Raw genomic sequence first — 25,908 nt, 5'->3', positions numbered from 1 at the left:
GCAACCGTGATTAAAAATTCCATCAGCAGTGTTTCAAATACGGACTAACATAGTTTTGAGTAATGGAAATTATGAATGGATTGAAAATCCTAAAGCTCAATCAGCCGGGATTAACTAACGGGAGCTTCCGCTTAAATCACAACCAACCTGGCTTGCTATGCAATTTCCTTCATCCCCTTTTTCAAATCACGAGGTATCGACTCCAGCAACTTTTTCCTTTTTCCATTATCACGCTCATTTTTAAACTCCTTAAAAAGTCGCCATGAAAGCGCAACACGGTTGTTGGCTGTATCCCACATACCTTCCTGTTTTGCTTCATCAAGTGATGGAGCATAAACTACTGTCAGCCTGATCAATTCACCGCCATGGAAAAATAAAATTGTGAGCGTCATTTTAGTCGACAGGATTATAGGTGCCTGGTTTTGCTGCAGTAGAACTCAATAATAAAAGTGATCTCGGTTGGAATCGAACCAACGACCCACAGCTTAGAAGGCTGTTGCTCTATCCCCTGAGCTACGAGACCATTTGAATGGGGAACTGATCAATCAATAGCAACTGAATTATGCTGTTAAAAAGAGCGCGTATTGTTGTCAATCAGGCGCCAAAGATAAATAAAAAGAAAAGTGAACCTTACTTTTGTACAGATACCTTTTATAAATGAGTCGCATTGACGTACAAATAGAAGAAAGCTGGAAGCAAGTGCTGAACGATGAATTTCAGCAACCTTATTTTGCAGCACTTCGCCAATTTTTGAAGGAAGAAAAAGCTGCCGGACAAGTGGTGTATCCTCCCGGCCCGCAGATATTCAATGCTTTCAACCTCACTCCTTTTGCAAACGTAAAAGTGGTCATTATCGGACAGGATCCATATCATGGTCCGGGCCAGGCACACGGACTCTGTTTTTCAGTGGCGGATGGTGTTCCACCTCCACCTTCTCTCGTTAATATTTATAAAGAATTAAAAAGTGATCTGGAAATTCCCATTTCACCATCCGGTAACCTGACGAAATGGGCACAACAAGGCGTCCTGTTATTGAATGCCTTGTTGACTGTAAGAGCCAATGTTCCGGCTTCTCACCACGGTAAGGGTTGGGAAACATTTACCGATGCAGTGATCCGGACAGTTTCTGAAAAAAGCTCCGGCATTGTATTTCTATTGTGGGGGAAATTTGCGCAGGAAAAGCAGGCCTTGATTGATCCCACCAAGCATCATATTCTGAAAGCTGCACATCCTTCTCCATTTTCAGTGACTAAATTTTTCGGCTGCAAACATTTTTCGAAGACGAATGAATTGCTGCGGAGTGAAGGAAGGGTACCTATTGATTGGAAAGTATGAGTGAATTAGGAATTGAGAATTAGGAATTAGGAATTAGTGTAATGATGACCTATTGACTACCTAAATACCTAATCCATCGGCACATTACTTAAAAACCTCCTTCGCCCTATTCCACAACGTATCCATCTCTTCCAACGTCATTTCTTTCAAGGTTCGTTTTTGTTCGAGGGCAGTATCTTCCATCATCCGGAAGCGGGAAATAAATTTTTTATTGGTTTTTTCGAGAGCCGCTTCAGGGTCAATTTCGAGAAAGCGGGAAAAATTGATGAGTGAAAATAAAACATCACCGAACTCCTGCTCCATGCTTTCTTTTTCTGCTGAAGAAAGATTTTCGCGTGTTGAATAATGCCTAAACTCATCAAGCTCTTCTTCAACTTTTTTCCATACATCCACTTTATTTTCCCATTCAAAACCAACCTGCTTTGCTTTATCCTGAATCCGGAAAGCCTTTACTACAGCAGGCAAAGATGCAGGCACACCTTCCAACACAGATTTTTTTCGTTCTTTCATTTTAATCTGTTCCCAGTTGTGCTTCACATCAGCTTCCGAAGTTACTTTCACGAGCTTGCCTTCATTATCCGGATCACCGTAAATATGCGGATGGCGACGGATGAGTTTATCACAAAGTGTATTGATTACATCGGTGATATCAAAAGCCTGCTGCTCCGATGCAATTTTTGAATAAAAAACCATGTGCAGCAAAACATCCCCAATTTCTTCCTTCAATAATTTCATATCCTTTTCATCTATAGCATCCGCTAACTCATAGGTTTCTTCTATCGTAAGCAGTCGAAGCGATTCAATGGTTTGCTTTTTATCCCATGGACATTGTTCGCGCAATTCATTCATGATAGTTAACAACCGTTCAAAGGCAATCTGGGCAGTGGTCATGTTATTGCTTTTCGTGCGGCGATATTACGAAATAGTTATTTCGACAGAAAAGTTTCGATTCCTCCGCTGGTGACATTTTCCATTTGTACATTTTCCTTTCTTCAACCTGTTTCATTTCTGAATAGAATTAGTTAGTTTTCCAGCTCATTCATTCACCTGTTAAATCCTTCTTCATGAAAAAAATTGTTACGCTATGCCTTTTACTATCCGTAGTAAGTCTTCAACAATCGCTTGCACAATTCCAATACTTGTCTCCAAAGCCAGGCTCCATCATGATCAACCCGGAACACAACATTATTATTCGTGAAGGCAATGTTATTGAACCCGCTGAATTAAATGCAAACTTATTTTCTATTGAAGGCGCAGTAAGCGGCACTCATGTTTTCAAACTGATACTTGCTGATGATGGCAAAACGATATTGTTACAACCCGAAATACCTTTTGCTTTTAATGAAGTGGTGACAGTAACTATTAAAGATGGTCTGAAAACAAAGCAAGGCCAGGCAATAGAAAACCTATCATTTAACTTTCGTACACACAGAGCATATACTGCTGAAGAGCACCAGCATTTCAAAGATTTAAAGAAAATCGTTCAGGAAGAAGAAAATAAATTATGGGTGACTGAAGCAGTTGAAGAAGAGGATGACACGCGGCAGATAGATGGCATGTTCGACATCACGGTCAATACCAATCCGTCTCCCGGCGACATTTTTTTTGATGCATTCAGCGGTAATTTCCAATCAAATAACTTTACCGGCTATCATGCAGTTACCGTTAACGGTGATTCCATTTTCTCGCGTGAGATTATTTCTCCCTTTGATTTCCTTCAGAATAAAAAAGGATACTTCGGTGTGTTTAATGGAGGTGAAGGCGGTTACGACCTCATGGATTCCAATTTCAATGTGATTGACACTTATTATCCTGCTAATGGCTACGATGCTGATGAACATGAATTCCAGGTGTTGCCTGATGGCCACGTATTTATTGTTGCAGATGAATACCAGATACTGGATCTTTCTGTTTACAATCCAACCTATTCACATAACTGCAATGTAAACGGTGCCGTGATTCAGGAATTTGATGCAAGTCACAACCTCATTTTCGAATGGCGCAGTTTTGATCACGTTGAAGTTCCTGAGGCATTGCATTCCAACCTTGCATTCAGTTTTATTGACTATGTGCACACTAATGCAATAGAAATCGACAACGACGGAAACATACTTGCATCACATCGTCACCTTGATCAGATTACCAAAATCGACCGCAATACCGGTGAGTTCATCTGGCGTCTTGGAGGTATTGAAAATGAATTTACTTTCACCAACGATCCGCAACACTTTACTTATCAGCATGACGTTCGACGCATTGCCAACGGACACATCACGCTTTTCGACAATGGCAATTATCATTCACCTACTGTTAGTGCTGCTAAAGAATATGAACTGGATGAAATAAATAAGACTGCTACATTGGTCTGGAGCTATAAGCATCCCGGTTCATCACCCGGATCTTTCAATTATTATTTTGCCATGGGAAGTGTACAGCGACTGGAAAATGGAAATACATTCATTAACTGGGGCTGGAGAGGTAATACTTCAAACCCAAGCATGACGGAAGTTACTTCCGCAGGCACCATTGTCTGGGAACTGAAACTCGCTTCTTCAAAAAACATCATTGCTTACCGCAGTCATAAATATGTCTGGAACCCTTGTCCGCGCGCTACACAAAAAACCTTAAAAGCAAAAGATGTAACCGCTACTGCTGCCACCGTTAAATGGGCCGGTGTTGTTAATGTAGATTCCTACCTGCTTCAGTATAAAAAACACAGTGAATCAGCCTGGCTTCAAAAAACAGTGCTCGGTACCAAAACTTCTAAAAAGCTAACAGGCCTGGATGCAAGTACCAAATATGACTGGCGGTTGCAGACCTGGTGCGATGCAGATGGAATAAAAAAATCAGGATTCACCGAAATAAAAAAGTTCACTACACTGCCGCAAAAAACAATTCTGACTGAACCAACTGATGCAACTTCATTTTTAATATATCCGAATCCGGTTCGTGACCTCATCAACATTTCAATTGGGACGCATGAAGTTTCACAAATCAGGTTGTTGAATATGTTGGGGCAAGTTTTGATTATTCGTGAAATAAATGATGAGGATGCTTCCATGATACAGTTGCCCGTGCATTCAATTTCGCCTGGAACCTATTTAGTTGAAATCAGCAATGATTTAGAAAAACAGGTGCAAAAAGTGGTGATTGAATAAGAATCGAAATTGAATTTTCTATTATAGTTGATAAGAGCAAACTGAAATACCTGAGCCATTGCGCTTCCAGGCAGGAGCAACAATCATTTTTTAAGCTTCCTTTTTTTGTGTACGCTCCGACTTGATTACCCTTTCGATAATTATTCCTATCATTCAAGCGAATGCTAAATCCATTTTCATGAAAATAATTGCTACCTGCCTCCTGCTGCAGCTCACCTTTGGCCTTCAACAATCAATTGCACAATTTCAATACGTATCACCAATGCCGGGTTCAGTTATGATCAATCCGGAACACAACATAATAATCCGCGAAGGCCATCTTATTGATCCTGCAACAGTAAAGACAGAACAATTTTCCATTGAAGGTGCATCGAGCGGTTCACACGTTTTCAAACTGATTCTTGCAAATGATGGTAAAACGATTCTATTGCAACCTGAAATGCCTTTCAATTTCAATGAAGTGGTTACCGTAACGATTACGAAAGGGTTAAAAACCAAACAAGGACAAATTTTAAACGGCTTTACCTTTAAATTCCAAACGCACAGAGCATATGTGGCTGAAGAACAGCAACGTTTTAAAGAAATGAAAGAACAGATTCAGGATGAAGAAACCCTGCTTTCTGCAGATGAAACAAACGAAGAAATAAGTAATCGCGAGATAGACGGCATGTTTGAAATTACCACCAATATCAATCCTTCACCAGGAGATATCTTCTTTGATTCATTCAGCGGAAACTTTCAACCTAACAGTTATACAGGCTATCAGGCCATTACGACTTCCGGCGATTCTGTCTTTTTCCGGGAAGTCACTGCGCTAAATAAACCGTCGAATTTCAATCAAAATGAAAAAGGATATTTCGGGATTTTCAACGGCAGCAAAAACGGCTTTGATCTGCTGGATTCCAATTTCAATGTGATTGATACCTATTACCCGGCTAATGGTTATGAGGCGGATGAACACGAATTTCTGGTGCTGACTGATGGTCATGTTTTGTTTGTTGCCGATGAATACCAGGTCCTGGATCTTTCGGTTTATGATCCCTCCTATTCTCAAAGCTGCACGGTGACCGGCGCCGTGATTCAGGAATTTGATGCAGCTCACCATCTCGTTTTTGAATGGCGCAGCTTTGATCATATCGAAGTTCCGGAGGCCTTGCATAAAAATCTTACTTTTTCCACCGTTGATTATGTACATACGAACTCCATAGAAATTGACAACGACGGCAACATCATTGCTTCACATCGCACACTCGATCAGGTAACTAAAATTGATCGCAACACCGGTGAGTTTATATGGCGGATGGGTGGTGTGATGAATGAATTTACCTTTATCAATGAACCCCAGCCTTTTACTTATCAGCATGATGCCCGGCGCATTGACAACGGGCATATTACGCTGTTCGACAATGGTGTTTATCATGTGCCACAAGAAAGTGCAGCGAAAGAATATGCAGTAGATGAAGTGAATAAGACAGCCACGTTGGTTTGGAGCTACAAACATCCGGACACCAATCCGAATACGTTTTTATACTATTCTGCGATGGGAAGCGTGCAGCGATTAACAAATGGAAATACATTCATCAACTGGGGCTGGAGATTAAATACCGCTAACCCAAGCATGACAGAAATAACGCCGGAAGGCACCATTGTCTGGGAATTGAAACTTAATGCTCCAAAAAATATTATTACCTATCGCAGTCATAAATATGTTTGGAATCCTTGCGCGCGTCCTACACAAAAAACCTTAAAATCTAAAGAGGTAACATCCACTGCTGCCACCATCAAATGGGCCGGAGTTGCCAATGTGGAATCGTATCTGCTTCAGTATAAAAAACACAGTGAATCAGCATGGCTTGAAAAAACTGTGCTGGGCACCAAGGACTCTAAAAAATTAACAGGCTTAACTGCAAATACCAAATATGATTGGCGGTTGCAAACGTGGTGCGATGCAGATGGAATAAAAAAATCAGGATTCACCGAAATAAAAAAATTCACTACGCTGCCGCAAAAAATATTTCTGAATGAACCAACTGATGAGATTTCATTTTTAATTTATCCGAATCCTGCTCATGATATTCTTACTGTTTCAATGAATCATGCCGGTGCCTCTCAAATCAGGTTGCTGAATATGTTTGGAATAGTAATGATTGTTCGTGAATTGAATGAAACAGATGATGTTTCATTGGTTCAAATACCGCTGCATTCCATTTCAGCCGGAAATTACTTGCTTGAAATCAGTAACAGTTTTGAAACGCAGGTACAAAAAGTCGTGATTGAATAACATGGTAATGTATCAACCCCAATAATAATTCGCTGGCCTTTCGAAATCAAACCGCATTCACTATTTTGCGATGATGAAAAAAGAAAAGCAACGCTCGCCTGCTGCTGCTAAACCAGTGACTGTTATTTCTGAAAAAGATCAGAAATCTATAAGAAGATGGCTGCTGATCATTTGTGGGCTATTCGCATTTCTGCTTTATGCAAATACACTGATGCACGATTTTGTGCTGGATGATGAAACAGCGATCGGAAAAAACAGTTTTACCAAAGAAGGGATTTCAGCACTTCCTGAAATTTTCTCCACTCCTTATCGCGCCGGATTTTGGGACAGGAATGAAGGTCTTTATCGTCCGTTGTCTATCGCTTTGTTTGCTATTGAATGGCAGCTCGCTCCGGCCAATCCGCACTTTTTCCATTGGGTGAATGTATTGCTATACGCGATTACAGCAATCATGCTATTCATCACACTTTCACTTTTCTTCGAAAAGAAAAACATATTGCTTCCTTTCATAGCTACCATGTTATTTGTAGCGCATCCGATACATACTGAAGTGGTAGCAAACATTAAGAGTGCAGATGAACTGTTGTGTTTTCTTTTTTCACTTATATCGTTATGGGCCCTCATGAAATACGCAAAGGAAGGCCGCATGCTGTTGCTGATAGCTGCAGGAATCGCTGTCTTTTTTGCAATGCTTTCGAAAGAAACAGCCATTACAATGGTAGTGGTTGCACCTATGACTATTTATTTTTTCACTCAAGCCAATGCACGTAAAATTGCGATCAGCACCCTTCCATTTCTCGTAGCTTTCTTTATTTATCTCACCATTCGCATTTCAGTATTAAAAGGTCTTACCAACTTTAATGAAATTCAACTTATCAATAACAGTCTGGCGGGCGCCGGTAATGATTTAGTTACGCGATATGCGACAGCAATTTCAATTATCGGCAAATATCTCCTGCTGCTTGTTATTCCTCAACCATTGTGTTTTGATTATTCTTACAACACGATTCCGCTGGTTTCAATCAGTGCGCCGCAAGCCTTATTATCGCTGGCAATAATCATCGGACTTGCGGTAGTAGCTATTCGCGGGTTAAAAACTAAAAGTCCGCTTGCCTGGTCCATTTTGTTTTTCGGAGCAACGCTCTCACTCACTTCCAATTTATTTTTCCTGATTGAAGCCACATTGGGTGAACGGTTTCTGTTCATGCCTTCACTTGCATTTTGCGTAGGTATAACATTCATTTCTTTCCAACTTTTCAAGGCGGACTTACATTCATCAACTTCTAAGAACATAAGAACACTTATAAATCAACACAAGGCAATTATTGCGGTTTCTGTATTGGTACTGCTGTTGTTCTCCGCAAAAACCATTGCGCGAAATACAGACTGGAAAGATAATCTCACACTGACCAAAATTGATTCACAAACACATCCAAACAGTGCACGCATCCGATACGCGTATGGTAGCATATTGGTGATGGAAAAAGGCCTGATAGAAAAAGATGAAAACCAAAAGAAGAATTTCCTTTCGGAAGGTGTTCGTCAACTCACGGAGGCTGTAAAGATTTTACCGGATTACGGCGAAGCCTGGTTTAATCTTGGAATGGGATACAAAGAACTGGAAGATTATAAAAGCGCTGTGACCTGTTTTGAAAACGCAGGCGAAAACATGACGGAAAAAAACTTCAGCTATTACGTTGCTGCTGGAGTTGCATACGGAGAGACAGGTGAATATGAGAAATCATTTGCAATGCTGAACAAGGCTATTCAGCTCGACTCCACTTCGTCGGATCCATATAACAACATGGGTTTATTTTATTCCAGGTTGCAAAATTATCCGCAATCGATAGCACTACTCAGCAAAGCCATGCAGCTTAATCCAAAGGATGAGTATCCTCCTTATAATTTGGGGAACACTTATGCAAACATGGGAGATTTCAGTACCGCCATTGAATATTACAAAAAAGCGCTGGCCATCAATCCAAATTCAGAAATGACATTGGTTAACCTTGGCAATAGTTATGGCGCGCTGAAAGACTATCCGAATGCCTTGATCACATTTAAAAAAGTGTTGGAAATAAATCCTGCCAATAAAAATGCAATCAACAACATGGGAGCAACCTATTACCTCATGGGAGATACAGCAAATGCGAATAAATATTTGCCAACAAGGTGATTGCTGCCGGGAAATAATAAATGAGCCTTTCAAAAATTCTAACTTTATAAAATTATTAAATCCATTTAATGATCAACAATTTCAAACTCTTGCTATATCCTGCCTTTACTATCATTATTTTCTTTTCAGGTATTTCGTTATTGGGAGCGCAAACTTTCGAAGGTGACACGGGCATGATTTCAGACGATGGCCAGATTAATTATTACAACTTGCAGGTAACTGGTCTATTTCCTGCATCCATTAATCAGGCTTTCGGAATAGTTGCTGTTTGTATCAATGCAAGTCATACGTGGGATGATGATTTAGTCATTTGGTTGAAAGCGCCTGACAACACATTAGTCGAACTCACGTCGCACAATGGTTGGGATGGTGATGGCTATCTCGGAACTTGCTTTCAGATGAATGCATCGATTAGTATTTCAGCAGGAAGTCCTCCCTTCACAGGCATTTATATTCCTGAGGGAAACCTTGGAGAGTTCAACAATGGACAAGATCCGAATGGCACCTGGCAATTAATGATTGTAGATGAGTATGCGTACGCCGATTTCGGTGACCTGCACAACTGGTCCATCAGTTTTGAATCAGACGCCGCAAGTCCTTCCACAGCGCTTACATCTTCCAATCTGCCGTTGATCATCATCAACACCAATGGACAGTTGATCTCTGATCTTTCGCGTATTGATGCCGACATGGGAATTATTGACAATGGACCAGGCCTTTCCAATCATCCATCCGATACACCCAATAATTATTCAGGAAATATTTCCATTGAAAAACGAGGCAGCAGCTCCATCACCTTTCCGCAGGCGTCCTATTCTTTTGAAACAGAAGATGACACCGGTTCAAATTTAAATGTATCGTTACTTGGTATGCCGGAAGAAAATGATTGGGTATTGTACGCACCGTACAATGATAAATCCATGGTACGCAATGCACTGATTTATCGCTTGTCAAATGAACTCGGGCGCTATGCTTCACGTACAAGATTCTGTGAAGTAATTCTTAACAATGCTTACCAGGGCGTATATGTGCTGGAAGAAAAAATAAAACAGGATTCAGCTCGTGTGAATATCGCGGAGCTGAAAGAAATTGATATTGCAGGCGATGAATTGACCGGTGGATATATATTGAAAATTGATAAATATGACGGAGAGCAGGTAGATGGTTTCACCTCTCAATATCCTCCATGCTTTGATCCTGATGTATGGCAAACCATCTTCATCCAATATCATGATCCGCAACCTGCAAAGATCAAAGAACAGCAGAAAGACTATATTCATTCTTATATGGATTCCTTTGAAAATGCTTTGATTGCACCAACATTTAATAATCCGGTTACAGGTTTCAGAAAATTTGCCGATGAATCTTCCTTCATTGATTTTGCATTGCTGAATGAGATCAGCAAAAATGTAGACGGATATCGTTGGAGCAGTTTCTTTTACAAAGACAAAGCAAGCAAGAATGGAAAATTGACAATGGGTCCTATCTGGGATTTCAATCTTGCTTTCGGCAATGCTGATTATTATAATGGTGCCTACACCGTAAACTGGCAATGGGATTTTCCTTGTCCGTTTGAATATGACGGCGGATTGAATCCATTCTGGTGGCAACGCCTGCTTGATGATTCTGCCTATTACCAACACTTACAATGCAGATGGCAGGAACTTCGAACATCTGTTTTCGATTTGAATCACATGCACCAACTGGTAGATTCATTTGCCTTAGTATTGGACAGTGCGAAAGAACGTCAGTTTGAAAAGTATCCGATTCTCGGAATATATGTCTGGCCCAATGCATATTATCCTGAAACGTACGCAGAAGAAATTGACACTTTAAAAAACTGGATTACTGCGCGCGTTGCATGGATGGACGGACAGTTGAATGGCAGTTGCCTTACAAATATTCTTTCTGAAGAAGAAACAGGCATGTCACAAATAAGTATCTATCCCAATCCTGCGCCGCTGTTCTCCGATGTTTCTCTTAATATCAACTTAAAAATCACCGGCTACACTAAAATTGAAATTCACGACTTAACAGGAAGAACTATTGCGACTTTGCAGGATGGTTTGTTAAAACCAGGATCACATCAGTTTGAATGGAAAACCGGCGCTGATCAATTAACCGCCGGTTGCTACCTGGTAACCATTGAAAATGATGTAAAGAAAATTTCGAAGAAAGTATTTCTGTATTGATTCCGGCGGTGTAAATATTCATTAATCAGAATTTTGCTACACTGCTTACTCCTGGTCTTCGTTAAGGAAGCGCTTCTTTGAGATGAAACTATGAATTAACCTGTCCCAACGCTGTTGATGTTATTAAAGATTATATCACATAATTATCAGCGGAATATTATTTGTAAAATAAAACTCCGGCACCATTCCATATCGTTATTCAGGTACCATCATTTACAAATTCTGAAATCAAGTCTTTATCTCATTTGAGGGAAAAAGTCTCGGGCACGTAGAAAATTATTCCCTGTTTAAAAAGCGATTACACATTCTTTCTTCACTATTGCATCATCACAGAACATTCCTTAATTCAAATGATGCCATATAATAATGGTTCCATCTTTGCTAATTCCTGCATTATCATAATTACTCAATTCCCATTGAGCATTTCATTTATTGGGTTGAACATCCTTATTTCCTCATCCAAATAGTTTCGCTTTGCAGATAATTTTTGCAGAAACAATATTGCATCCCTAAAACACAAAACGCTGTTCCATGAAAAACAAATTATACACTACTTGTCAGTTCCGGATTTTTAAATTTTACGCGCTGTTCGCGATTTATTTCCTTCCGGCTTTCTTTTTATTTCTATCAGCAAATGCACAAACCGCACAATGGGTAAAGCAGGGTGGCACCGGTGGAATCACCAATGGCGTAAGCAGCGATGCAAATGGGAATTGTTATGCTACAGGCATGGTGAGTAACCCTGCTGTATTCGATAACATCTCTATTCCCTGCAATGCAGCGGATATCTTTCTTGCAAAGTACGATCAGGGTGGCACCATCACTACTCTGAAACTGGCAGGCGGTGAGCTGCTCGACCAGGGAAATGAAATTGCCACTGATGCGGAGGGTAACTCTTATATCGCAGGTTATATCCAAACAAATTCATTACATCCAAGTGTTTCGTTCGGTAACCTTTCATTTAACGGACATGGTGATTATGACTGGTTCATTGCAAAATATGACGTGAATGGAAATGTAATATGGGCAAAAGTGGAAGGCAGCACTGCCGGTGATCAGGCCAACAGTGTGGCACTCGATGGGAACGGCAATGTATATGTAACCGGATTTTTTAGTGGCACCATGACCGTAAATGGAATCACCATAACAAGCTCAGGTTTATTTGATGTGTTCATTGCGAAGTATGATAGTAACGGCACTCTTGCCTGGTTAAAACGTGCAGGTGGTAGTGGTTCAGATAATGCTTACGGAATTACCTGTGATTCAAACGGAGATATTGCCATCACAGGAGAATTTCAAAACACTGCTTCTTTTGGTTCCAACCAGGTAACTGCATTGGGGCTCGGTGACGCATTCATTGCTAAATATGCTGCTTCCGGAACCAACTCTTGGGTGAGACGGGGTGGCGGCAACGTTTCTTTTGTCACTGATCACGGACAATCTGTAGCAACCGATGCCTTAAATAACTTTTATATAACAGGTGACTTCACCGGTACTGCAACATTTGATAATCTGACTGCAACAAGCAATAACGTGAGTTATGCCGACATGTATGTAGCAAAATATAATTCGAATGGCATCATTCAATGGCTGCAGCACGGTGGTGGTGTTCATGCAGACAGAGGATATACGGTTGCTGTTGATCTTGCAGGCAACAGTTTTGTAAGTGGTTTTGCAGACAGCGGTCCTGGCGTTGTGTTTGACACTATTACATTGCCACCTTTGGGAAATGAATACATCTACCTTGCAAAGTACAATCCCGCAGGATCTGTGTTATCGGTAAAACAATATGCAGCCGGTTCAGGTCAGGATATTCATGTATTAAATAATGGTTGTATGTTTTTTGGTGGTGGCGTATCTCTAAACAACAACGGAAATGAATTCGATAATATCAACCTGGAATTTGTTGATCGTCCTGCTTTTACAGGAAAATTTTGCGAAGCTTCTCCTGTATGCGCAACACCAAGTGGTTTCTCTGTCACAAAAATCACCTCTTCTTCAGCAAAGATAAATTGGAGCAATGCAACAGGCGCTGTAAGCTATCTTGTTCAATACCGTAAAACCGGTGTTACAAAATGGAAAACTAAAGCGGCTGCCGGAACATCAAAAAAACTGATCAACCTCACTCCTTCCACTTCTTATGATTACCATGTTGCTTCAGTGTGTACAGGTGACACCAGCGCGTATTCTGCGATTCAAAATTTCACAACTGCCCCACTTCGTACCGGAGAGATAATTGAGATTCCTGCAGAGATGGCTATTTTTCCAAATCCAAGCCATGGATCTTTTACCATTCATGCAACAGGACTTCAGGATCATGTAACCATTGAAGTAATTGACGTGATAGGAAAAATCATTTACAGGAATGAACTGTTCCATACTGATGGAGAAATAGAACAACAAGTTCAACTTACCGGAGAGATAACTGGGATGGCATTCGTGAGAATAATCAACGGACAAAAACTGGTAACGAAGGCGATACTTCTTCAGTAATTATCCTCAAGGAATCTAAATATCCAAAAAACTACCGCTATTCAGCAGAATATAAATTTTATTTCATTTGATATAGCTACTAATCCCCTTACAGATCACTCAAATACCATAGCGCTTTTTCCATCCATATTTTGTCAGAGAAATGTCAGAGAGGATTATTAATGTTATTTATTTCATATGTGTTGCCAATAATTACTTCCTTTTACGCAAGGTTAAAATTATTGGCATTTTTTTTATTAATGGTTCATCAAAATTCTTCAAACTTTTAAATCCAAAAAAAATGAAAAGAGCAATCATAATTCCTATCCTGTGCTTTACTATGCATTTTGCTAGTGCACAACAGCCACAACCCGGACATCCCATTGATCCGGTAACCAATCAAAAGCAGAATAATACCACATTGACGTGGGATAATAATGACATGCTTACATTACCTCCGTCAGAATTACCATCATCTATTAATTCCGCTTTCAAAAGTTCTTATCCCAATCAATCCGATGTTACCTGGTATAAGTATAATAACGGATACATCGCAAGCTACAATGATAATTCCAGCATGAACCAACGGGTTATTTATGACATGAAGGGAAATCCAGTGTACATGGGGAAACAGATTAAATCTTCTTCTCTCCCTGCAGGTACTAATAAATACCTCCAGAGTAAATATCCGGATGCAACTTTCGACAATGTGTACGAGGTAAAAACTCCATCAGGCGAAACTAATTACCAGGTTTGGGTAGATGGAAAATGGATGAAGTTCGATAAGAGCGGAAATCTGGTTCCAATGAAGTAAACAGCATCTGCAAATGATGGTGTTGGTTTAACAACTTTCGCGGAGTTTAAAGAATATAGGTTAATCCCTTAATTTCTTTAGGCTCCGCGATTTTTTTGAGCTTTAAAAATCAGCTTTGCAATCCGGTTTTCAATTTCAAGATAATAACCAGGTGAATTGAATATTCCCTCGAAGTGATGCGTTCTCCAAAGTTGGAAGGTATGAGGAAGTGCTTATAAATTTAAAGCGTAATCGTACTTCCGGCTTTTTTTATCGGATGGCAAAATTTTGGATTTGAAATCTATTGCGACAACATAAATTTCGTTCTTCGGAATCGGAAAAATTTGATAAAGAAAATATCAGCCCTATAAATTATGCGATCCCAAATTCCTGATCCATAAAATTTAAAAAAAAGCAGGCTTAAGATTGCCGATGAATACCCTGGAATTGTTCAAAGCCTGAATGAAAAAAATATTTATCTGTTTTTACATTCCTATTGACTTCAACAATATCCTTAAAATCTTTGTAGAGGAGATCGCTAACAGCGTTTAATTCTAACGTATAGGCTTTTTCTTCATCCAAAGTTTGTTGTAAGAGATCAGCCACTTCATTTTGCCCCAATAAATTGGCAAAAGTTCGTAAGGTTCCATAAGAGGTAATAACGTAAAATTCGATTTTCTGCATGACAGAAATGATCCATGAATCTCTTACAATGCCCAAATCAGTAACGGTTGTAACATGTTCAAGTTCCTTAATGAGCACCGAGAACGCTTTACAATGAATTTGTTCAGGGTAAAAATCGTTGGCATTAAATATTTCTTCCAACCTTCTTAACTGTTCTTCTTTTACGTTTATATGATCTTCCATAGACGTAAAAAGTTCATCAGAAATGGAATTTTCGCCCATCCTGGCCAGCATTTTCATAATTGCTGTATCAACCCAATAAATACTTTTTAATTCCTCCTCAAAAAAAGATTTCAACTCAAAAGAATTCTCAAATATCACTTTCAATCGATGTGAAATTATCGTTTCCTTATCTTTCTCAGTCGCTTTTTTCATTATAAGATATTGGTTAGTGTAATTAGAAAACGATAATTATAGTGCCAAGCCTAAGTGTATGGCCAATAACCGAAATTTACCAATATAACATGCGATAAACTCTCTTTGGTGGCCCGTTAGAATTTAAAATCATTTGGGGAAAATGAATATAAACATGTGCAAAAACTTCCCCGACGAGGTAGTCAGTAAAACATCAATAAGATTTCTTATTCCATCCACGGATTGAGCACAACCTTTACGCAGTTATCTTGTTTATTTTTAAACATGGCATAACCATCCGCAATTCGTGATAGAGGCAATCTATGCGTGATAAAATCATTCAATTGAATTTTTCCTTCAGCCACATAACCAAGCAATTCATCAATGTATTTATGTGCAGGAGCCTGACCGCCTTTAAGGATTATACCTTTATCAAAAAATTGTCCTACCGGGAAATTATCATATAATGCCGGGTACACTCCAAGCACTGAAATGATGCCTCCGCGTCTCACTGCACTCATGCAGGCTTCTAATACCTTTGCGGAACCCTTTTCAAAATTGACCACAGCTTTAGCACGATCTAATATATTGCGATCAGGTTCAAAGCCCACCGCATCAATACAAACATCTGCTCCTCTTCCCTGCGTAAAGGATCTGATTTGTTCGATTACTTCCTTTCCATTTCCTTCCCATAAAATCGTTTCACAGGGAGCAGTTTGTTTAGCTTTATCCAAACGATATTGTAAAGTATCAACAATTAATACCAACCCTGCATCACGAAGTGCGGCGCTTTTAGCAGCCATAATACCAATAGGACCTGCACCAAAAATCGCCACCGATTCTCCTCCATGAACTTCACCCCAATCGACACCTGCATATCCGGTAGGAAAAATGTCGGTTAGAAAAAGCACTTGCTCATCACTTAATTGATCAGGTACTTTCCGTGGGCCATAATCAGCATAGGGAACTCTCACGTATTGCGCTTGTCCACCATCATATCCACCATATAAATCTGTATAACCGAAAAGTGCACCTCCTTTTTCTGTTATACCACCCTCGGGTCCATAACCCAGGTTTATGATTTGTCCTTTTTCTTATCCTTTTCCTTTTTTTCGTGCTTCTCTTTTTCTGTTTGACTCTTATCATCTTCAACCTTATCCTTTTCAAACATCTTTTTAAGAAGCGATTTTTCTTCCTGTGGGGTGTTACCAACAGAACCGATGCTGATTTGCTGATCAATTGCAGGAAACAAAGCCTGAACGAATGCATTTCGCAGCACTTCAACTATGGCAGTAAAAACATGAATGTTAGGATCTGACATCTCTCCCTCAATAGGTATCTTGGTTGCTACCTGGTCCTTTTTGGGATTTTCCAATATTTGCCCTGCTAATCCTACAAGACCTTCCCATAATTTTCGAAGAAAAGAATCATTTTTATCCTCCGCTCCAAGCACATCCAGGTCTTTGATGATCGGTTTTACATAGCCGGTGAATTTACCATTCTTAGCAGCTACCTCCGTGTAAAGTCCAAATCTTCCTTTATTGACATCTATTTTAGCATACGCTTTAAAAAAGTCATTGAGTAAAACCAGGTTGGTGTTTTCGAGTCGTGCATTCAAGTCAAATGTTGCCTGATCAGCCAGTGGGTTCAATTTCATTCCCAAGTTGAACGTTCCTTCATAAACATGAGCATCCGCTGTTACACCAGAGGGAAGCACTTCTGCAGAGTCGTACGAATTTTGAAGATTGGTTGCAACAATGTGTGCATCAGTTAATGCCACATCCACCTTTGGTGATGATCCTTCATCGATATAATGTATGGATCCATTATTGATTTCGAAACGGTTGATCTTGATGGGCATGAATTTCTTCAACAGTATCCTGAAATCAGTGGTGTCTTCAGCTAATTGTTTCGCAGAAACCTTTTCTTTAATAAAATTGAGGGTGGGAGTTTCAACCACGAGCTCTCCCACTATTGAACCATGCAGAAGAGCTTTCCATTCAATAGAAAGGTCAATCTCCTTTGCATCAGCAAAAGGTGATTGTTTACCGGTTGCAGAATCCACTTTGCTGAGATAAACGTCGCAGATGGTATACGCTCCACGGTAGATGGAAAGATCAACGTCTTCCATGTGACCATAATAACCTTTCACATCATTTGCAAGCGTTTTATTGCCATAGTGCAGAATTACATACGGCAAAATGAGCCTGACGATAATTAATAAAATAAGAATGCCGATAAGGATCTTTAAACCCAGTCGTCTTCTGTGCGGTTTGTTTTTTTCAGCATTTTTATCCTTTCTTCTCATTATGCTTAATTGTCTAAAGTATTTTTAATCTGGTTGCTTTTCTAAATTCAGCTTGTCTTCAATCTTATCCTGCACCTTCTCAATTCCTTCCTCCGCTTTAAGAGATGTTCCCAAAATGGATTGGAGGGTGGCATTAAGCAATGGCTGATAAATAAGTTTGTCTCTCATCAGGTAAATGCATATTCCCAATATCGCATACAATCCACCGAGAATAATAAAGCCCGCCCACGACCGATCGAGCAAAATAGAGAGGAGTAACGCCAAACCAATATTCAATAAATTAAAAGTGAATAGGAAAATGATAATCAGTATTACAATCATGAGAAAATTTGAGGAGATTCTTGCACTCTTATCAGCACTTTTAAATGCAATGAGCTTGATGGAACTCTCTGCATAATCTGCAACTGCTTCGAGCAGTCTGCTTCCTTTTTGTTTTAATCCTTCCATAATTTATTTTTAATTGTGTTCAAGAAATGTTGTTTGTCTAGCTTTTTTAATGTGATCGCCTGAATAACAGTTTTGATAGCAGAACCTGAATCAGTCCTTTCTTTCCACGGCTAAGGAAACCTTGCACCATCATTGAACCAGTAGATTTTAAAATATTTACGGGCTTTAGCATTTCTTCCAGTCCATGCCACTCAGCTCCAATGTTTAATCTTGCATCATTTTTTTCCTTCTCAAGTATTTCAATCCTTTTTTGAATCTGTTCACTTGCAATTGCCCTGTTTGACATGAAATGATTAATTTTTATTTATATACGGATGCATTTTAATTACAGGTTTATTATTCTTTTCGCTTTGCATCAATTCGTTATTCCAGATTCCTGTAATTTTTTTATTTCTTTAATACCGTCCAGATGAGATTGGATCACTGGTAGAAATTTTTTCGCAAAACCCGCAATATCCTCATCAGTAGATTTTTCAGCACGCCTGAACATGCGCAGATCCCGCTTATGATCGATAGTGATCATTCGTATAAATCTTTTATCAAAATGTTTTCCCTCTTCTTCTGCCAGCTTCTTTCTAAAATGCTCCTTCTTCTCGCTGATTGAATTAGGTATCTCCACTCCTTTTTTCATGGCAAGTTTATTTATCTCGGCAAGCAAAAGGCCCTGATCAGTTAGCATGCGCTGTCCATAATCTCTGATCTCTTTCGTCGTTCCTTTTTCAGTCGCAAGTTTTCCTTCCGCTGCATCCATCATCCTGGCATCGGCAGACTTTATTAAAAACTTTCGGTCTCTATCAGCCACAGCATCATTATCTCTTTTAATTGCTATTTCCATTTCCGTTTCTGGTATTTGCGATAGATGATTATTTAAAGTTGATTCGGTGATAAGGTTTTTCATAGCTAAAGATTCCACAGAAAAAAGAGTTATAAAAATGAATGCAAAACCAATCCGGGTGCTTATTTCCCTTGCCATCAGTTGTGGTATTATCAATTGAAAAAATTTGATTATGCAATTGACACAGATAGTGCCAAAAATATCAAGGGGATTTTAGCCTCATAGGTTCATACCATTACCGGCAGGAATACATCCTTAGAAGCACTGGATAATGGAGTTCTAAGATGAATAGCGAGCACATGCTTTACCTAATTTTTCTGAATTCAAATTGTTCTTTGATGTAGTTATTCAGGAATTTTCCTTTTGAAAAAAAAACTTTCATATCCTGGTAAATTCGTTCAGGCACTTCCAGATATTCATAAATAGCTCCGGATCTAAATCTCACTTGGAGTATCCGGCTCTCTGCATTGTAATGAAACGATCTGATTACAGTGGAAGGCAATGCGCTATATTTTCACTTTATTATTATCAATTGCAGGGTAGATCATTGTTGGCAATGACATTCAACTGGGATTCTGATATTATTTTGAAAATTTTTATATACTATTTTCTGTACTCAATTCTTTTTACTTGACTTTTTATGCGCCGTGGACTTTTTTGGAGCACCTTTTTCTTCGGTACCCTGGCTCCTTCTTTACGTGCTTCACTGAGACCGATTGCAATCGCTTGTTTACGGCTTTTTACTTTTCCTCCTTTACCGTCCTTTCCGGATTTGAGTTCCCCATTCTTGTATTCGTGCATTACCTTCTCAACCTTGTCCTGCGACTTTTCTGAATATTTTGCCATGAGATCTGGTTTTAGTTAAACAATTCATGCTAGTTAAAAAAAATGTGTCAACAAATAGTGATCATCTTTGCTCTATCATTCTGTATCATTTGTGAGTTTGTTAATAGTACTGGTTTAAAAAAGCTCATTGAAACATGGGCTTTTATAAAACACTTTCCCTCCTTAGTTTTTTTTAAATAACATTTTTTTCCAATCATCATCATCAAGATTTTCCAAAGCATTATTACCTGCTATGTTAATTGTCATTGCGAAAACCTTAGGAAATTTTTTACAAATCATGCATAAAAAGAATCCCCAGTGGCTGGGGATCCTTTTATACAAAAAAAAGTTTAACGATTTCTCCCGGAGCGACTATTGCGATTTTGTCTGGAACCGCCCCTGTCATCATCACCATAATAATCGTTTCTTCTGTTATCGTTATCATCCTGGTAATAACGATCATAATTATTCGAACGGGACGAATAGCGATCCTCGTCATCACGTGAGTTCCTGTAGCGATCATCCTGTTGATCGTAAGATGAATTAGAACGGTAACGGTTATCATCATCACCACGCCTTCTGTCATCATTTCGGCTATCATTTTCATTGCTATAGCCGCCGCTGTAATAATCGTTCTCCCTTTGTTGCGAATAACCACTCCGGTTATAGCCTGAATTATTTCCCTGCATGCCACCATACCGGCCCTGGTTAGAATAACGGTCTTGATTTCTTCCATACTGATCACCATATCCGTCGCGGTTTTCCTGGTCCCAGTTTCTGCCGTACTGTTGATTATAAGGAGAATTGTAATTGTCCCTTCTTTGTTCATCTTCCCGGAAACCACTCATAGGATATGGACGCGGATCTTCTTCATAACCGAATCCCTGACCTTGATAATTATTTTGCTGCCTTTGATTGTACCGGTTTTGTTCATCATATTGCTGAGAACCTCCTTGCCGGTTATAGGAACGTTGATTACCACCTCGCTCATTATACTGTTGGTTGTTGCCATAGCTGCCTGAAAATCCGCTGTTATAATTTTGCTGATCATAACCACCTTGCATATTAGAATTGCCCTGGTTAGCATATGGATTTGTTTGGTTTCTATCATTTCCACCTTGGTAATCATTTTCCTGGTTTTGCCGGTTCCTCCTTTGATCACCTTGCTGAGAAGATTCATTCTGTTGAGAACCATAGCGCTGGCTGCCCGTTTCATACTGTTGCTCACCAGAATTTTGTTCCCTTTCCATTTGAGGGCTCAAACGGTTTTTTTCCATATCATCCTGCCGGTTAGATTTGCCTTTGCTTGAATCGCCGGACTCATTTTCGTTGCGATTTTCAGTTTTCATTTCAGAATCATTTTCCTGCGAGGTTGACGTTTCATTTTTAGCCATTTTGCTGATGTCTTCCTGGTTACTTTTGGAAGAAGTATTTTCATCACCTTCTTCCTGCTTTTTGTTTTTGTGATTACTCATAGATAGTTGTTTTTGGAGGTTAACAATGATTATTTTTCATCATAGCTAACAATGAAATAGTATGCCATTATTACTCTTACCCTAAAGAAACCATTGCAAGTAATTTCATGTGTAGAAAAAGCACCACAAATTCCTACTTGCTTTCTACAATGTAGATTTCAAACATTAAAACAATTGTTGTATGGAATTACCTGGAAGGGGATTTCACTCCGGTTTCGAGATTACCATTCAACCATTTAATCATATAACCACTATTACTCCTGACTTCACTGCAACAATTAAACAATGGCAAAAATATAAACCTGGTTATTAATTAAGTTGGCTGATCCACTCCAATTTTTCCTTTACTTCTCGATTCTTACTTGTAAATTTAACCGTTAAACAATACCGGTCATGTCGGACGAAGTTGAGTCAGATAAATATTATTACTCGATAGGTGAAGTAGCAAAGCAGTTCAATCTTTCTATTTCCAATATCCGTTTCTGGGAACAGGAATTCGAAATTCTGCGCCCGAAAAAAAACAGGAAGGGTGACCGTTTCTTCACCAAGCAAGACATTGAGCATCTCAAGATCATCTATCACCTCCTCAAGGAAAAAGGATATACTATTGAAGGTGCCCGCAAAAAACTGTTGCAGAATCCTGACCAGGTTACAGAACGCGTCGCGATGATTGAATCGCTCAAGAAGATCCGTTCGTTCCTCGTAAGTCTTAAAGAGAACCTCGATAAAAAAGAAGTAGAAGGTATTCCTTGATTACCTGGTGATGCCTGAGCATAGTCGAGGCTCCTCACAATTAAACTTTTAATCGATTGAAAATTCCCGCGCTTCGGCTCCGCTCAGCGACAGCTTCGGCTCCGCTCAGCGACCGATTTTTTACTCCCTGAGTGAATTCAGAACTGCGCTGTGAGATTAGCAGAGGTTTTCACAAGCCTAATCGAATGTGCTCTCTGAGTACTTCTAATTGCTCAGGACAAGCGTATAAGAAGGCCCGCCGCAGCTAAATAATAATCAATAGAAAAATTGAGGCGTTTCGGATTCGAACAGCAAATGGTTTCATACGTGTTTGAAATGTCTAGAACTGAAATTTTCTCTTCGCTACATTCATCCGCACACCAAACTGAAAAATATGTGTGGAAGATGAAAAAGCTGCAAGCGTGGATTTTGAATTTCTATATATATATGTCGCATCTATGAAAAGGTTGTGGCGGATCATGTAACAAACTGATAATTCACTCAACAATAAATCACTGCTTACTCCCTGCCCCACTTCATTTCCATATACTGATGGTATGGTGGAATCAGTAGTGGGAATAAATATATCAGCACCCCAGTTACTTCCGGATGTATCTCTTCCTGATCGGGCTGCCGTTATGCTCCACTGAAGAGTAAGCGGAAAAATGGGTTGATAACGGACCAGCCCAATCCATTCATTCAGGTTAGCTCCCAACGGATGTGCCAGTGGCTGATTGTAATTTGTGTAATTGGCTACCGTATCATTGTGGGTATAAACATAAGGCCTGATGTGGTTCCATTCGAATTGAAGATCAAGATTATCCAATCCGAATGCATCAATATATTTTGCACCCAGTTGAAATCCGGTCTTATTACCCCAATATCCCTTTTCACCTTTAGATGTTTGTATATTGAAATCGTCAATCATGAATTGACCGTAACCGGAAAAATGATGCAGGAAATTCACACGGGCATCAATGCCGAGCATGGTATTATCCGGACTGCCGAGCAACTGTTCAACTGAGCGATAAAAAATAATCGGATTCAGGTATTGCAACTCATATCCATCATTTCGGTGAAACACTACGCTTTCCCAAATACCCACATTTAAGAATCGGGTTGCATTCAAACTCAGATGATGCATAGCGCCGTATTTTTTCGGGAGCAGCTGATCGCCGCCGCGCATAAAATCAGCGGTCATGTCTACAAATAAATTCTGGTAGCTGATCTTCCAAACTTGTGTTTGCAATTTCAAAAACAAATAGTCTTCGCTGAAATCTGACAGCGCGAGTGAGCGGATTCCATTTCCCAAAAAGTTTTTATCGTTGCCGAATTGAATCGTGATAAACTTCGCGGCGGTAAAATCAAAATATCCCTTCGCGGAAAAAAAATCAACACCTTCTTCTTTGAATTCTTTAAAATATCCTTCTCCCGGAATTGCTCCGAAGGAATCAATTCTTTCCCGCACATAAAGCGGAAAACGCGCCTGGTTTTCATTCAGTAAAAAATAATATCCTACTTTTTTCGCTATCCAACCGCGCAATTCAATGCCACGTGTATTCGTAAAAATGGATGCTCCGGATCCTGATTCTGTTCCATACTGAAAATCAAAAACAGGGTTCACCTTCACCATGAAATCATGATCACGGTGCTGATACAAACTTCCCTTGTCCCGGTATATATATTTCAGAAACGGTTTTCTGCTATTGGCTCCTGCATATGCTGACCATTCATCATTGTCCGTCAGTAAATAATCAATGGACTTCAAATCAACAGATGAAGTATTTGTAGGATTCTTTTGAAAGGTATCCAGAAACTGAATTGCGTTCTCCCGTTGCAATGGCAATGCGGAAAAATGCAACTGATCAGAAATGTTTCCCGATTTTATTTCAAGGCGTTGCAGGAAATGATACGATGCATCATTGAGCGGAATGAATGTGCTTTGTGAAAAAACACTACTTCCTTGCAAGGATATCAGCAAAAGCAGCAGGAAAAGCTTTATCATCAGCAGAAAATTCAAATCACCAAAGCTTCAGTCCATGAAAATTTTTGTGCGCGTAATGAATGAACGCAATAACAGCCAGCTTCCCAATGCAATGCCGGCATAAATTGCAGCATCGATCCATTCCTGGAAAATCAATGATCCTGTTAAAAACAAAATGGAATAAGTCATTATAACAGCACTCAGCCAGCACACTACCAGTTTACCCATTTGCTGCGTAGATTTTTCCATTCCCGTTAGCGCCCGAACAGGTTCCCACCATCCTCCGGGGTGAATGCGCCTGTAAAATTCTTTGAGCTTTTCTTCTTCTACAGGCGCTGTGATAAAAGTTGCAACCAACCAACACACCGTTGTAAATCCTACCGTCACAAAAAAACTATCAGGAAATTCCCATTTCAAAACATACCTTGAAAAGGCATAGCCGGCAAAAGGAGCAATGGTTGCCGTAATCTCACTCCAGGCGTTGATTCGCCACCAATACCAGCGGAGGATGAGAACAAGACCCAAACCCGCTCCACATTCAATAAGAAAAGACCACACGCCGGAAATAGTCTGCATTTGTGTAGTAACGGCCAGTGAAACAATCATGAGCAGGATCGTAATGATGCGACTTACTGCCACATAATGACGCTCACCTGCTTTTTCTTCGTTAAAAACAGATGGCTTCCTGATAAACCGCTTGTAGACATCGTTCAAGAGATAACTTGCACCCCAATTTAACTGGGTGGCAAGCGTGCTCATATAAGCAGCAAAAAAAGCAACCAGCAAAAATCCTTTCATGCCGGTTGGTAAAAAGTCCTTCATCGCCATCACGAATCCTTCCTTCTTATCGTTCATCGACAATTCAGGGTACAATACCATCGAACAAAGTCCAACAATAATCCAGGGCCAGGGACGAAGGCAATAATGTGCAATCTGGAAAAACAACGTCGCGTAAATAGAATGTTTTTCATTTTTTGTGCTCATCATCCGCTGTGCGATATAACCTCCACCACCCGGTTCTGCGCCGGGATACCAGCTTGCCCACCATTGCACCCCAACATATGCGAGAAAGGCACCGATACTGATCGTGAGTGTTGTTGCAACATTTCCGGTATACGAATGTCCTTTTACTTCCGGAAAAAAATCAAGTGACCAGCCAGGCAGTTTTTCCTTCAGCCCTGTTATGCCACCGATACGATCGCTATGCAATACTAATATGGCGAGCACGATACAACCTGTCATGGCCACTACAAATTGAAAAGCATCTGTTACCGCAACGCCAAGCAATCCACTGATAGAAGAATAGATTGCAGTAAGTATCATCATTAATGCAGCATACATCAAGGCTTCCTGTGAACTGATGCCAAAGAATACTTTAAGAATAGAAATCATCGCAAGATTCACCCAGCCGATGACAAGCGTATTCATGAAAAGTCCAAGATACAGGCCTTTGAATCCGCGAAGAAACGCTGCCGGCCGGCCACTGTAACGTAATTCAATCAATTCTACTTCAGTCATAATATTGGCCCTTCGCCACAGTCGCGAAAAGAAAAACACTGTCAGCATACCGCCAAAAAGAAAACTCCACCACAACCAATTACCCGCAATACCATTTTTTGAAACCAGCTCCGTAACAGCGAGCGGTGTATCCGCGGCAAAAGTGGTGGCCACCATGGAAGTTCCAGCCAGATACCATGGAAGATTTCTTCCTCCGAGAAAAAAGCCAGCAGTGTCTTTGCCCGCCTGTTTCGAAAACCTAAGACCTATGTAAGTGGTGATGATAAAATATACCGCAATAATTATCCAATCAATAAGATCAAGAGTCATCCGCTAAAAAATTTGTGCGAACCAAAGTAG

20 protein-coding genes, 1 tRNA gene and 1 pseudogene are annotated in these 25,908 nt (G+C 39.9%); 8 read left to right on the top strand and 14 right to left on the bottom strand.

Translation table 11 applies throughout. The annotated features are described in order from the left end of the window. Positions 1-155: 155 nt before the first annotated feature. A complete protein-coding gene (locus IPO83_02465) occupies positions 156-392 on the bottom strand; it encodes a hypothetical protein (protein MBK9730143.1) in 237 nt (78 codons plus the stop codon). Between the two features lie 58 nt (positions 393-450). Beyond that, positions 451-523, bottom strand: a tRNA-Arg gene (locus IPO83_02460). Between the two features lie 134 nt (positions 524-657). Between IPO83_02460 and ung the strand changes: the two genes are divergently transcribed. Then, complete coding sequence (ung, locus tag IPO83_02455; protein ID MBK9730142.1) at positions 658-1,335, top strand: uracil-DNA glycosylase; 678 nt, start codon at positions 658-660, stop codon at positions 1,333-1,335. Between the two features lie 84 nt (positions 1,336-1,419). Here ung and mazG read toward each other — a convergent pair whose 3' ends face one another. After that, a complete protein-coding gene (gene mazG, locus IPO83_02450) occupies positions 1,420-2,226 on the bottom strand; it encodes a nucleoside triphosphate pyrophosphohydrolase (GenBank protein MBK9730141.1) in 807 nt (268 codons plus the stop codon). 173 nt (positions 2,227-2,399) lie between these two features. Between mazG and IPO83_02445 the strand changes: the two genes are divergently transcribed. From IPO83_02445 to IPO83_02420, 6 genes are all read left to right on the top strand, one after another. Continuing rightward, entirely contained in the window at positions 2,400-4,493 is a 2,094-nt protein-coding gene (locus IPO83_02445) for an aryl-sulfate sulfotransferase (GenBank protein MBK9730140.1), read from the top strand. A 178-nt stretch (positions 4,494-4,671) separates the two neighbouring features. Continuing rightward, complete coding sequence (locus IPO83_02440; protein MBK9730139.1) at positions 4,672-6,774, top strand: aryl-sulfate sulfotransferase; 2,103 nt, start codon at positions 4,672-4,674, stop codon at positions 6,772-6,774. A 70-nt stretch (positions 6,775-6,844) separates the two neighbouring features. Further along, the gene (locus IPO83_02435) at positions 6,845-8,950 is read left to right on the top strand and encodes a tetratricopeptide repeat protein (GenBank protein ID MBK9730138.1); all 2,106 of its coding nucleotides are present in this window, start codon (positions 6,845-6,847) and stop codon (positions 8,948-8,950) included. Between the two features lie 68 nt (positions 8,951-9,018). Then, positions 9,019-11,142, top strand: coding sequence for a CotH kinase family protein (locus IPO83_02430; protein MBK9730137.1), 2,124 nt, complete (start codon positions 9,019-9,021; stop codon positions 11,140-11,142). A 531-nt stretch (positions 11,143-11,673) separates the two neighbouring features. Further along, entirely contained in the window at positions 11,674-13,635 is a 1,962-nt protein-coding gene (locus IPO83_02425; protein MBK9730136.1) for an SBBP repeat-containing protein, read from the top strand. A gap of 280 nt (positions 13,636-13,915) precedes the next feature. Further along, the gene (locus IPO83_02420; GenBank protein MBK9730135.1) at positions 13,916-14,428 is read left to right on the top strand and encodes a PepSY-like domain-containing protein; all 513 of its coding nucleotides are present in this window, start codon (positions 13,916-13,918) and stop codon (positions 14,426-14,428) included. 399 nt (positions 14,429-14,827) lie between these two features. On the opposite strand, the gene IPO83_02415 is transcribed toward IPO83_02420, so the two are convergent. The 9 genes and pseudogenes from IPO83_02415 to IPO83_02375 form a co-directional block, all read right to left on the bottom strand. Next, positions 14,828-15,388 (bottom strand): DUF892 family protein, encoded by a 561-nt coding sequence (locus tag IPO83_02415; GenBank protein ID MBK9730134.1) that lies wholly within the window; start codon positions 15,386-15,388, stop codon positions 14,828-14,830. Between the two features lie 284 nt (positions 15,389-15,672). Continuing rightward, positions 15,673-16,512 (bottom strand): annotated as a pseudogene (locus tag IPO83_02410) (glutathione-dependent formaldehyde dehydrogenase). 8 nt (positions 16,513-16,520) lie between these two features. Continuing rightward, positions 16,521-17,753 carry a DUF748 domain-containing protein gene (locus IPO83_02405; protein MBK9730133.1) on the bottom strand — a complete coding sequence of 411 codons (1,233 nt, stop codon included), beginning with the start codon at positions 17,751-17,753 and terminating at the stop codon, positions 16,521-16,523. A gap of 24 nt (positions 17,754-17,777) precedes the next feature. After that, positions 17,778-18,200, bottom strand: coding sequence for a phage holin family protein (locus tag IPO83_02400; GenBank protein ID MBK9730132.1), 423 nt, complete (start codon positions 18,198-18,200; stop codon positions 17,778-17,780). A gap of 46 nt (positions 18,201-18,246) precedes the next feature. Continuing rightward, positions 18,247-18,486, bottom strand: coding sequence for a hypothetical protein (locus IPO83_02395; protein MBK9730131.1), 240 nt, complete (start codon positions 18,484-18,486; stop codon positions 18,247-18,249). A gap of 69 nt (positions 18,487-18,555) precedes the next feature. After that, the gene (locus tag IPO83_02390; protein MBK9730130.1) at positions 18,556-19,173 is read right to left on the bottom strand and encodes a DUF4142 domain-containing protein; all 618 of its coding nucleotides are present in this window, start codon (positions 19,171-19,173) and stop codon (positions 18,556-18,558) included. A gap of 166 nt (positions 19,174-19,339) precedes the next feature. Further along, positions 19,340-19,537 carry a KTSC domain-containing protein gene (locus IPO83_02385; protein ID MBK9730129.1) on the bottom strand — a complete coding sequence of 66 codons (198 nt, stop codon included), beginning with the start codon at positions 19,535-19,537 and terminating at the stop codon, positions 19,340-19,342. Positions 19,538-19,638: 101 nt separating this feature from the next. Then, the gene (locus IPO83_02380; protein ID MBK9730128.1) at positions 19,639-19,881 is read right to left on the bottom strand and encodes a hypothetical protein; all 243 of its coding nucleotides are present in this window, start codon (positions 19,879-19,881) and stop codon (positions 19,639-19,641) included. Between the two features lie 329 nt (positions 19,882-20,210). After that, positions 20,211-21,335 carry a hypothetical protein gene (locus IPO83_02375; protein ID MBK9730127.1) on the bottom strand — a complete coding sequence of 375 codons (1,125 nt, stop codon included), beginning with the start codon at positions 21,333-21,335 and terminating at the stop codon, positions 20,211-20,213. Between the two features lie 393 nt (positions 21,336-21,728). Between IPO83_02375 and IPO83_02370 the strand changes: the two genes are divergently transcribed. Then, positions 21,729-22,088, top strand: a complete 360-nt coding sequence (locus IPO83_02370) for a MerR family transcriptional regulator (protein MBK9730126.1) — start codon at positions 21,729-21,731, stop codon at positions 22,086-22,088. A 319-nt stretch (positions 22,089-22,407) separates the two neighbouring features. On the opposite strand, the gene IPO83_02365 is transcribed toward IPO83_02370, so the two are convergent. Continuing rightward, positions 22,408-24,072 carry a hypothetical protein gene (locus tag IPO83_02365; protein ID MBK9730125.1) on the bottom strand — a complete coding sequence of 555 codons (1,665 nt, stop codon included), beginning with the start codon at positions 24,070-24,072 and terminating at the stop codon, positions 22,408-22,410. A gap of 27 nt (positions 24,073-24,099) precedes the next feature. After that, positions 24,100-25,878: a Na+:solute symporter gene (locus tag IPO83_02360; GenBank protein MBK9730124.1), complete on the bottom strand. Its 1,779-nt coding sequence runs from the start codon at positions 25,876-25,878 to the stop codon at positions 24,100-24,102. Positions 25,879-25,908 lie beyond the last annotated feature (30 nt).

The organism is Chitinophagaceae bacterium (assembly GCA_016717285.1).
Classification (GTDB): Bacteria; Bacteroidota; Bacteroidia; order Chitinophagales; family UBA10324; genus JACCZZ01.
Note: the sequence above shows the minus strand (reverse complement) of the source record. Positions and strands in the feature narration are given on the sequence as shown.

Excerpts from the sequence above, each read along its gene's own strand:
- IPO83_02465 (MBK9730143.1), bottom strand. The coding sequence starts at position 392 with ATGACGCTCACAATTTTATTTTTCCATGGCGGTGAATTGATCAGGCTG.
- ung (MBK9730142.1), top strand. The coding sequence starts at position 658 with ATGAGTCGCATTGACGTACAAATAGAAGAAAGCTGGAAGCAAGTGCTG.
- mazG (MBK9730141.1), bottom strand. The coding sequence starts at position 2,226 with ATGACCACTGCCCAGATTGCCTTTGAACGGTTGTTAACTATCATGAAT.
- IPO83_02445 (MBK9730140.1), top strand. The coding sequence starts at position 2,400 with ATGAAAAAAATTGTTACGCTATGCCTTTTACTATCCGTAGTAAGTCTT.
- IPO83_02440 (MBK9730139.1), top strand. The coding sequence starts at position 4,672 with ATGAAAATAATTGCTACCTGCCTCCTGCTGCAGCTCACCTTTGGCCTT.
- IPO83_02435 (MBK9730138.1), top strand. The coding sequence starts at position 6,845 with ATGATGAAAAAAGAAAAGCAACGCTCGCCTGCTGCTGCTAAACCAGTG.
- IPO83_02430 (MBK9730137.1), top strand. The coding sequence starts at position 9,019 with ATGATCAACAATTTCAAACTCTTGCTATATCCTGCCTTTACTATCATT.
- IPO83_02425 (MBK9730136.1), top strand. The coding sequence starts at position 11,674 with ATGAAAAACAAATTATACACTACTTGTCAGTTCCGGATTTTTAAATTT.
- IPO83_02420 (MBK9730135.1), top strand. The coding sequence starts at position 13,916 with ATGAAAAGAGCAATCATAATTCCTATCCTGTGCTTTACTATGCATTTT.
- IPO83_02405 (MBK9730133.1), bottom strand. The coding sequence starts at position 17,753 with ATGAGAAGAAAGGATAAAAATGCTGAAAAAAACAAACCGCACAGAAGA.
- IPO83_02400 (MBK9730132.1), bottom strand. The coding sequence starts at position 18,200 with ATGGAAGGATTAAAACAAAAAGGAAGCAGACTGCTCGAAGCAGTTGCA.
- IPO83_02395 (MBK9730131.1), bottom strand. The coding sequence starts at position 18,486 with ATGTCAAACAGGGCAATTGCAAGTGAACAGATTCAAAAAAGGATTGAA.
- IPO83_02390 (MBK9730130.1), bottom strand. The coding sequence starts at position 19,173 with ATGGCAAGGGAAATAAGCACCCGGATTGGTTTTGCATTCATTTTTATA.
- IPO83_02380 (MBK9730128.1), bottom strand. The coding sequence starts at position 19,881 with ATGGCAAAATATTCAGAAAAGTCGCAGGACAAGGTTGAGAAGGTAATG.
- IPO83_02375 (MBK9730127.1), bottom strand. The coding sequence starts at position 21,335 with ATGAGTAATCACAAAAACAAAAAGCAGGAAGAAGGTGATGAAAATACT.
- IPO83_02370 (MBK9730126.1), top strand. The coding sequence starts at position 21,729 with ATGTCGGACGAAGTTGAGTCAGATAAATATTATTACTCGATAGGTGAA.
- IPO83_02365 (MBK9730125.1), bottom strand. The coding sequence starts at position 24,072 with ATGATAAAGCTTTTCCTGCTGCTTTTGCTGATATCCTTGCAAGGAAGT.
- IPO83_02360 (MBK9730124.1), bottom strand. The coding sequence starts at position 25,878 with ATGACTCTTGATCTTATTGATTGGATAATTATTGCGGTATATTTTATC.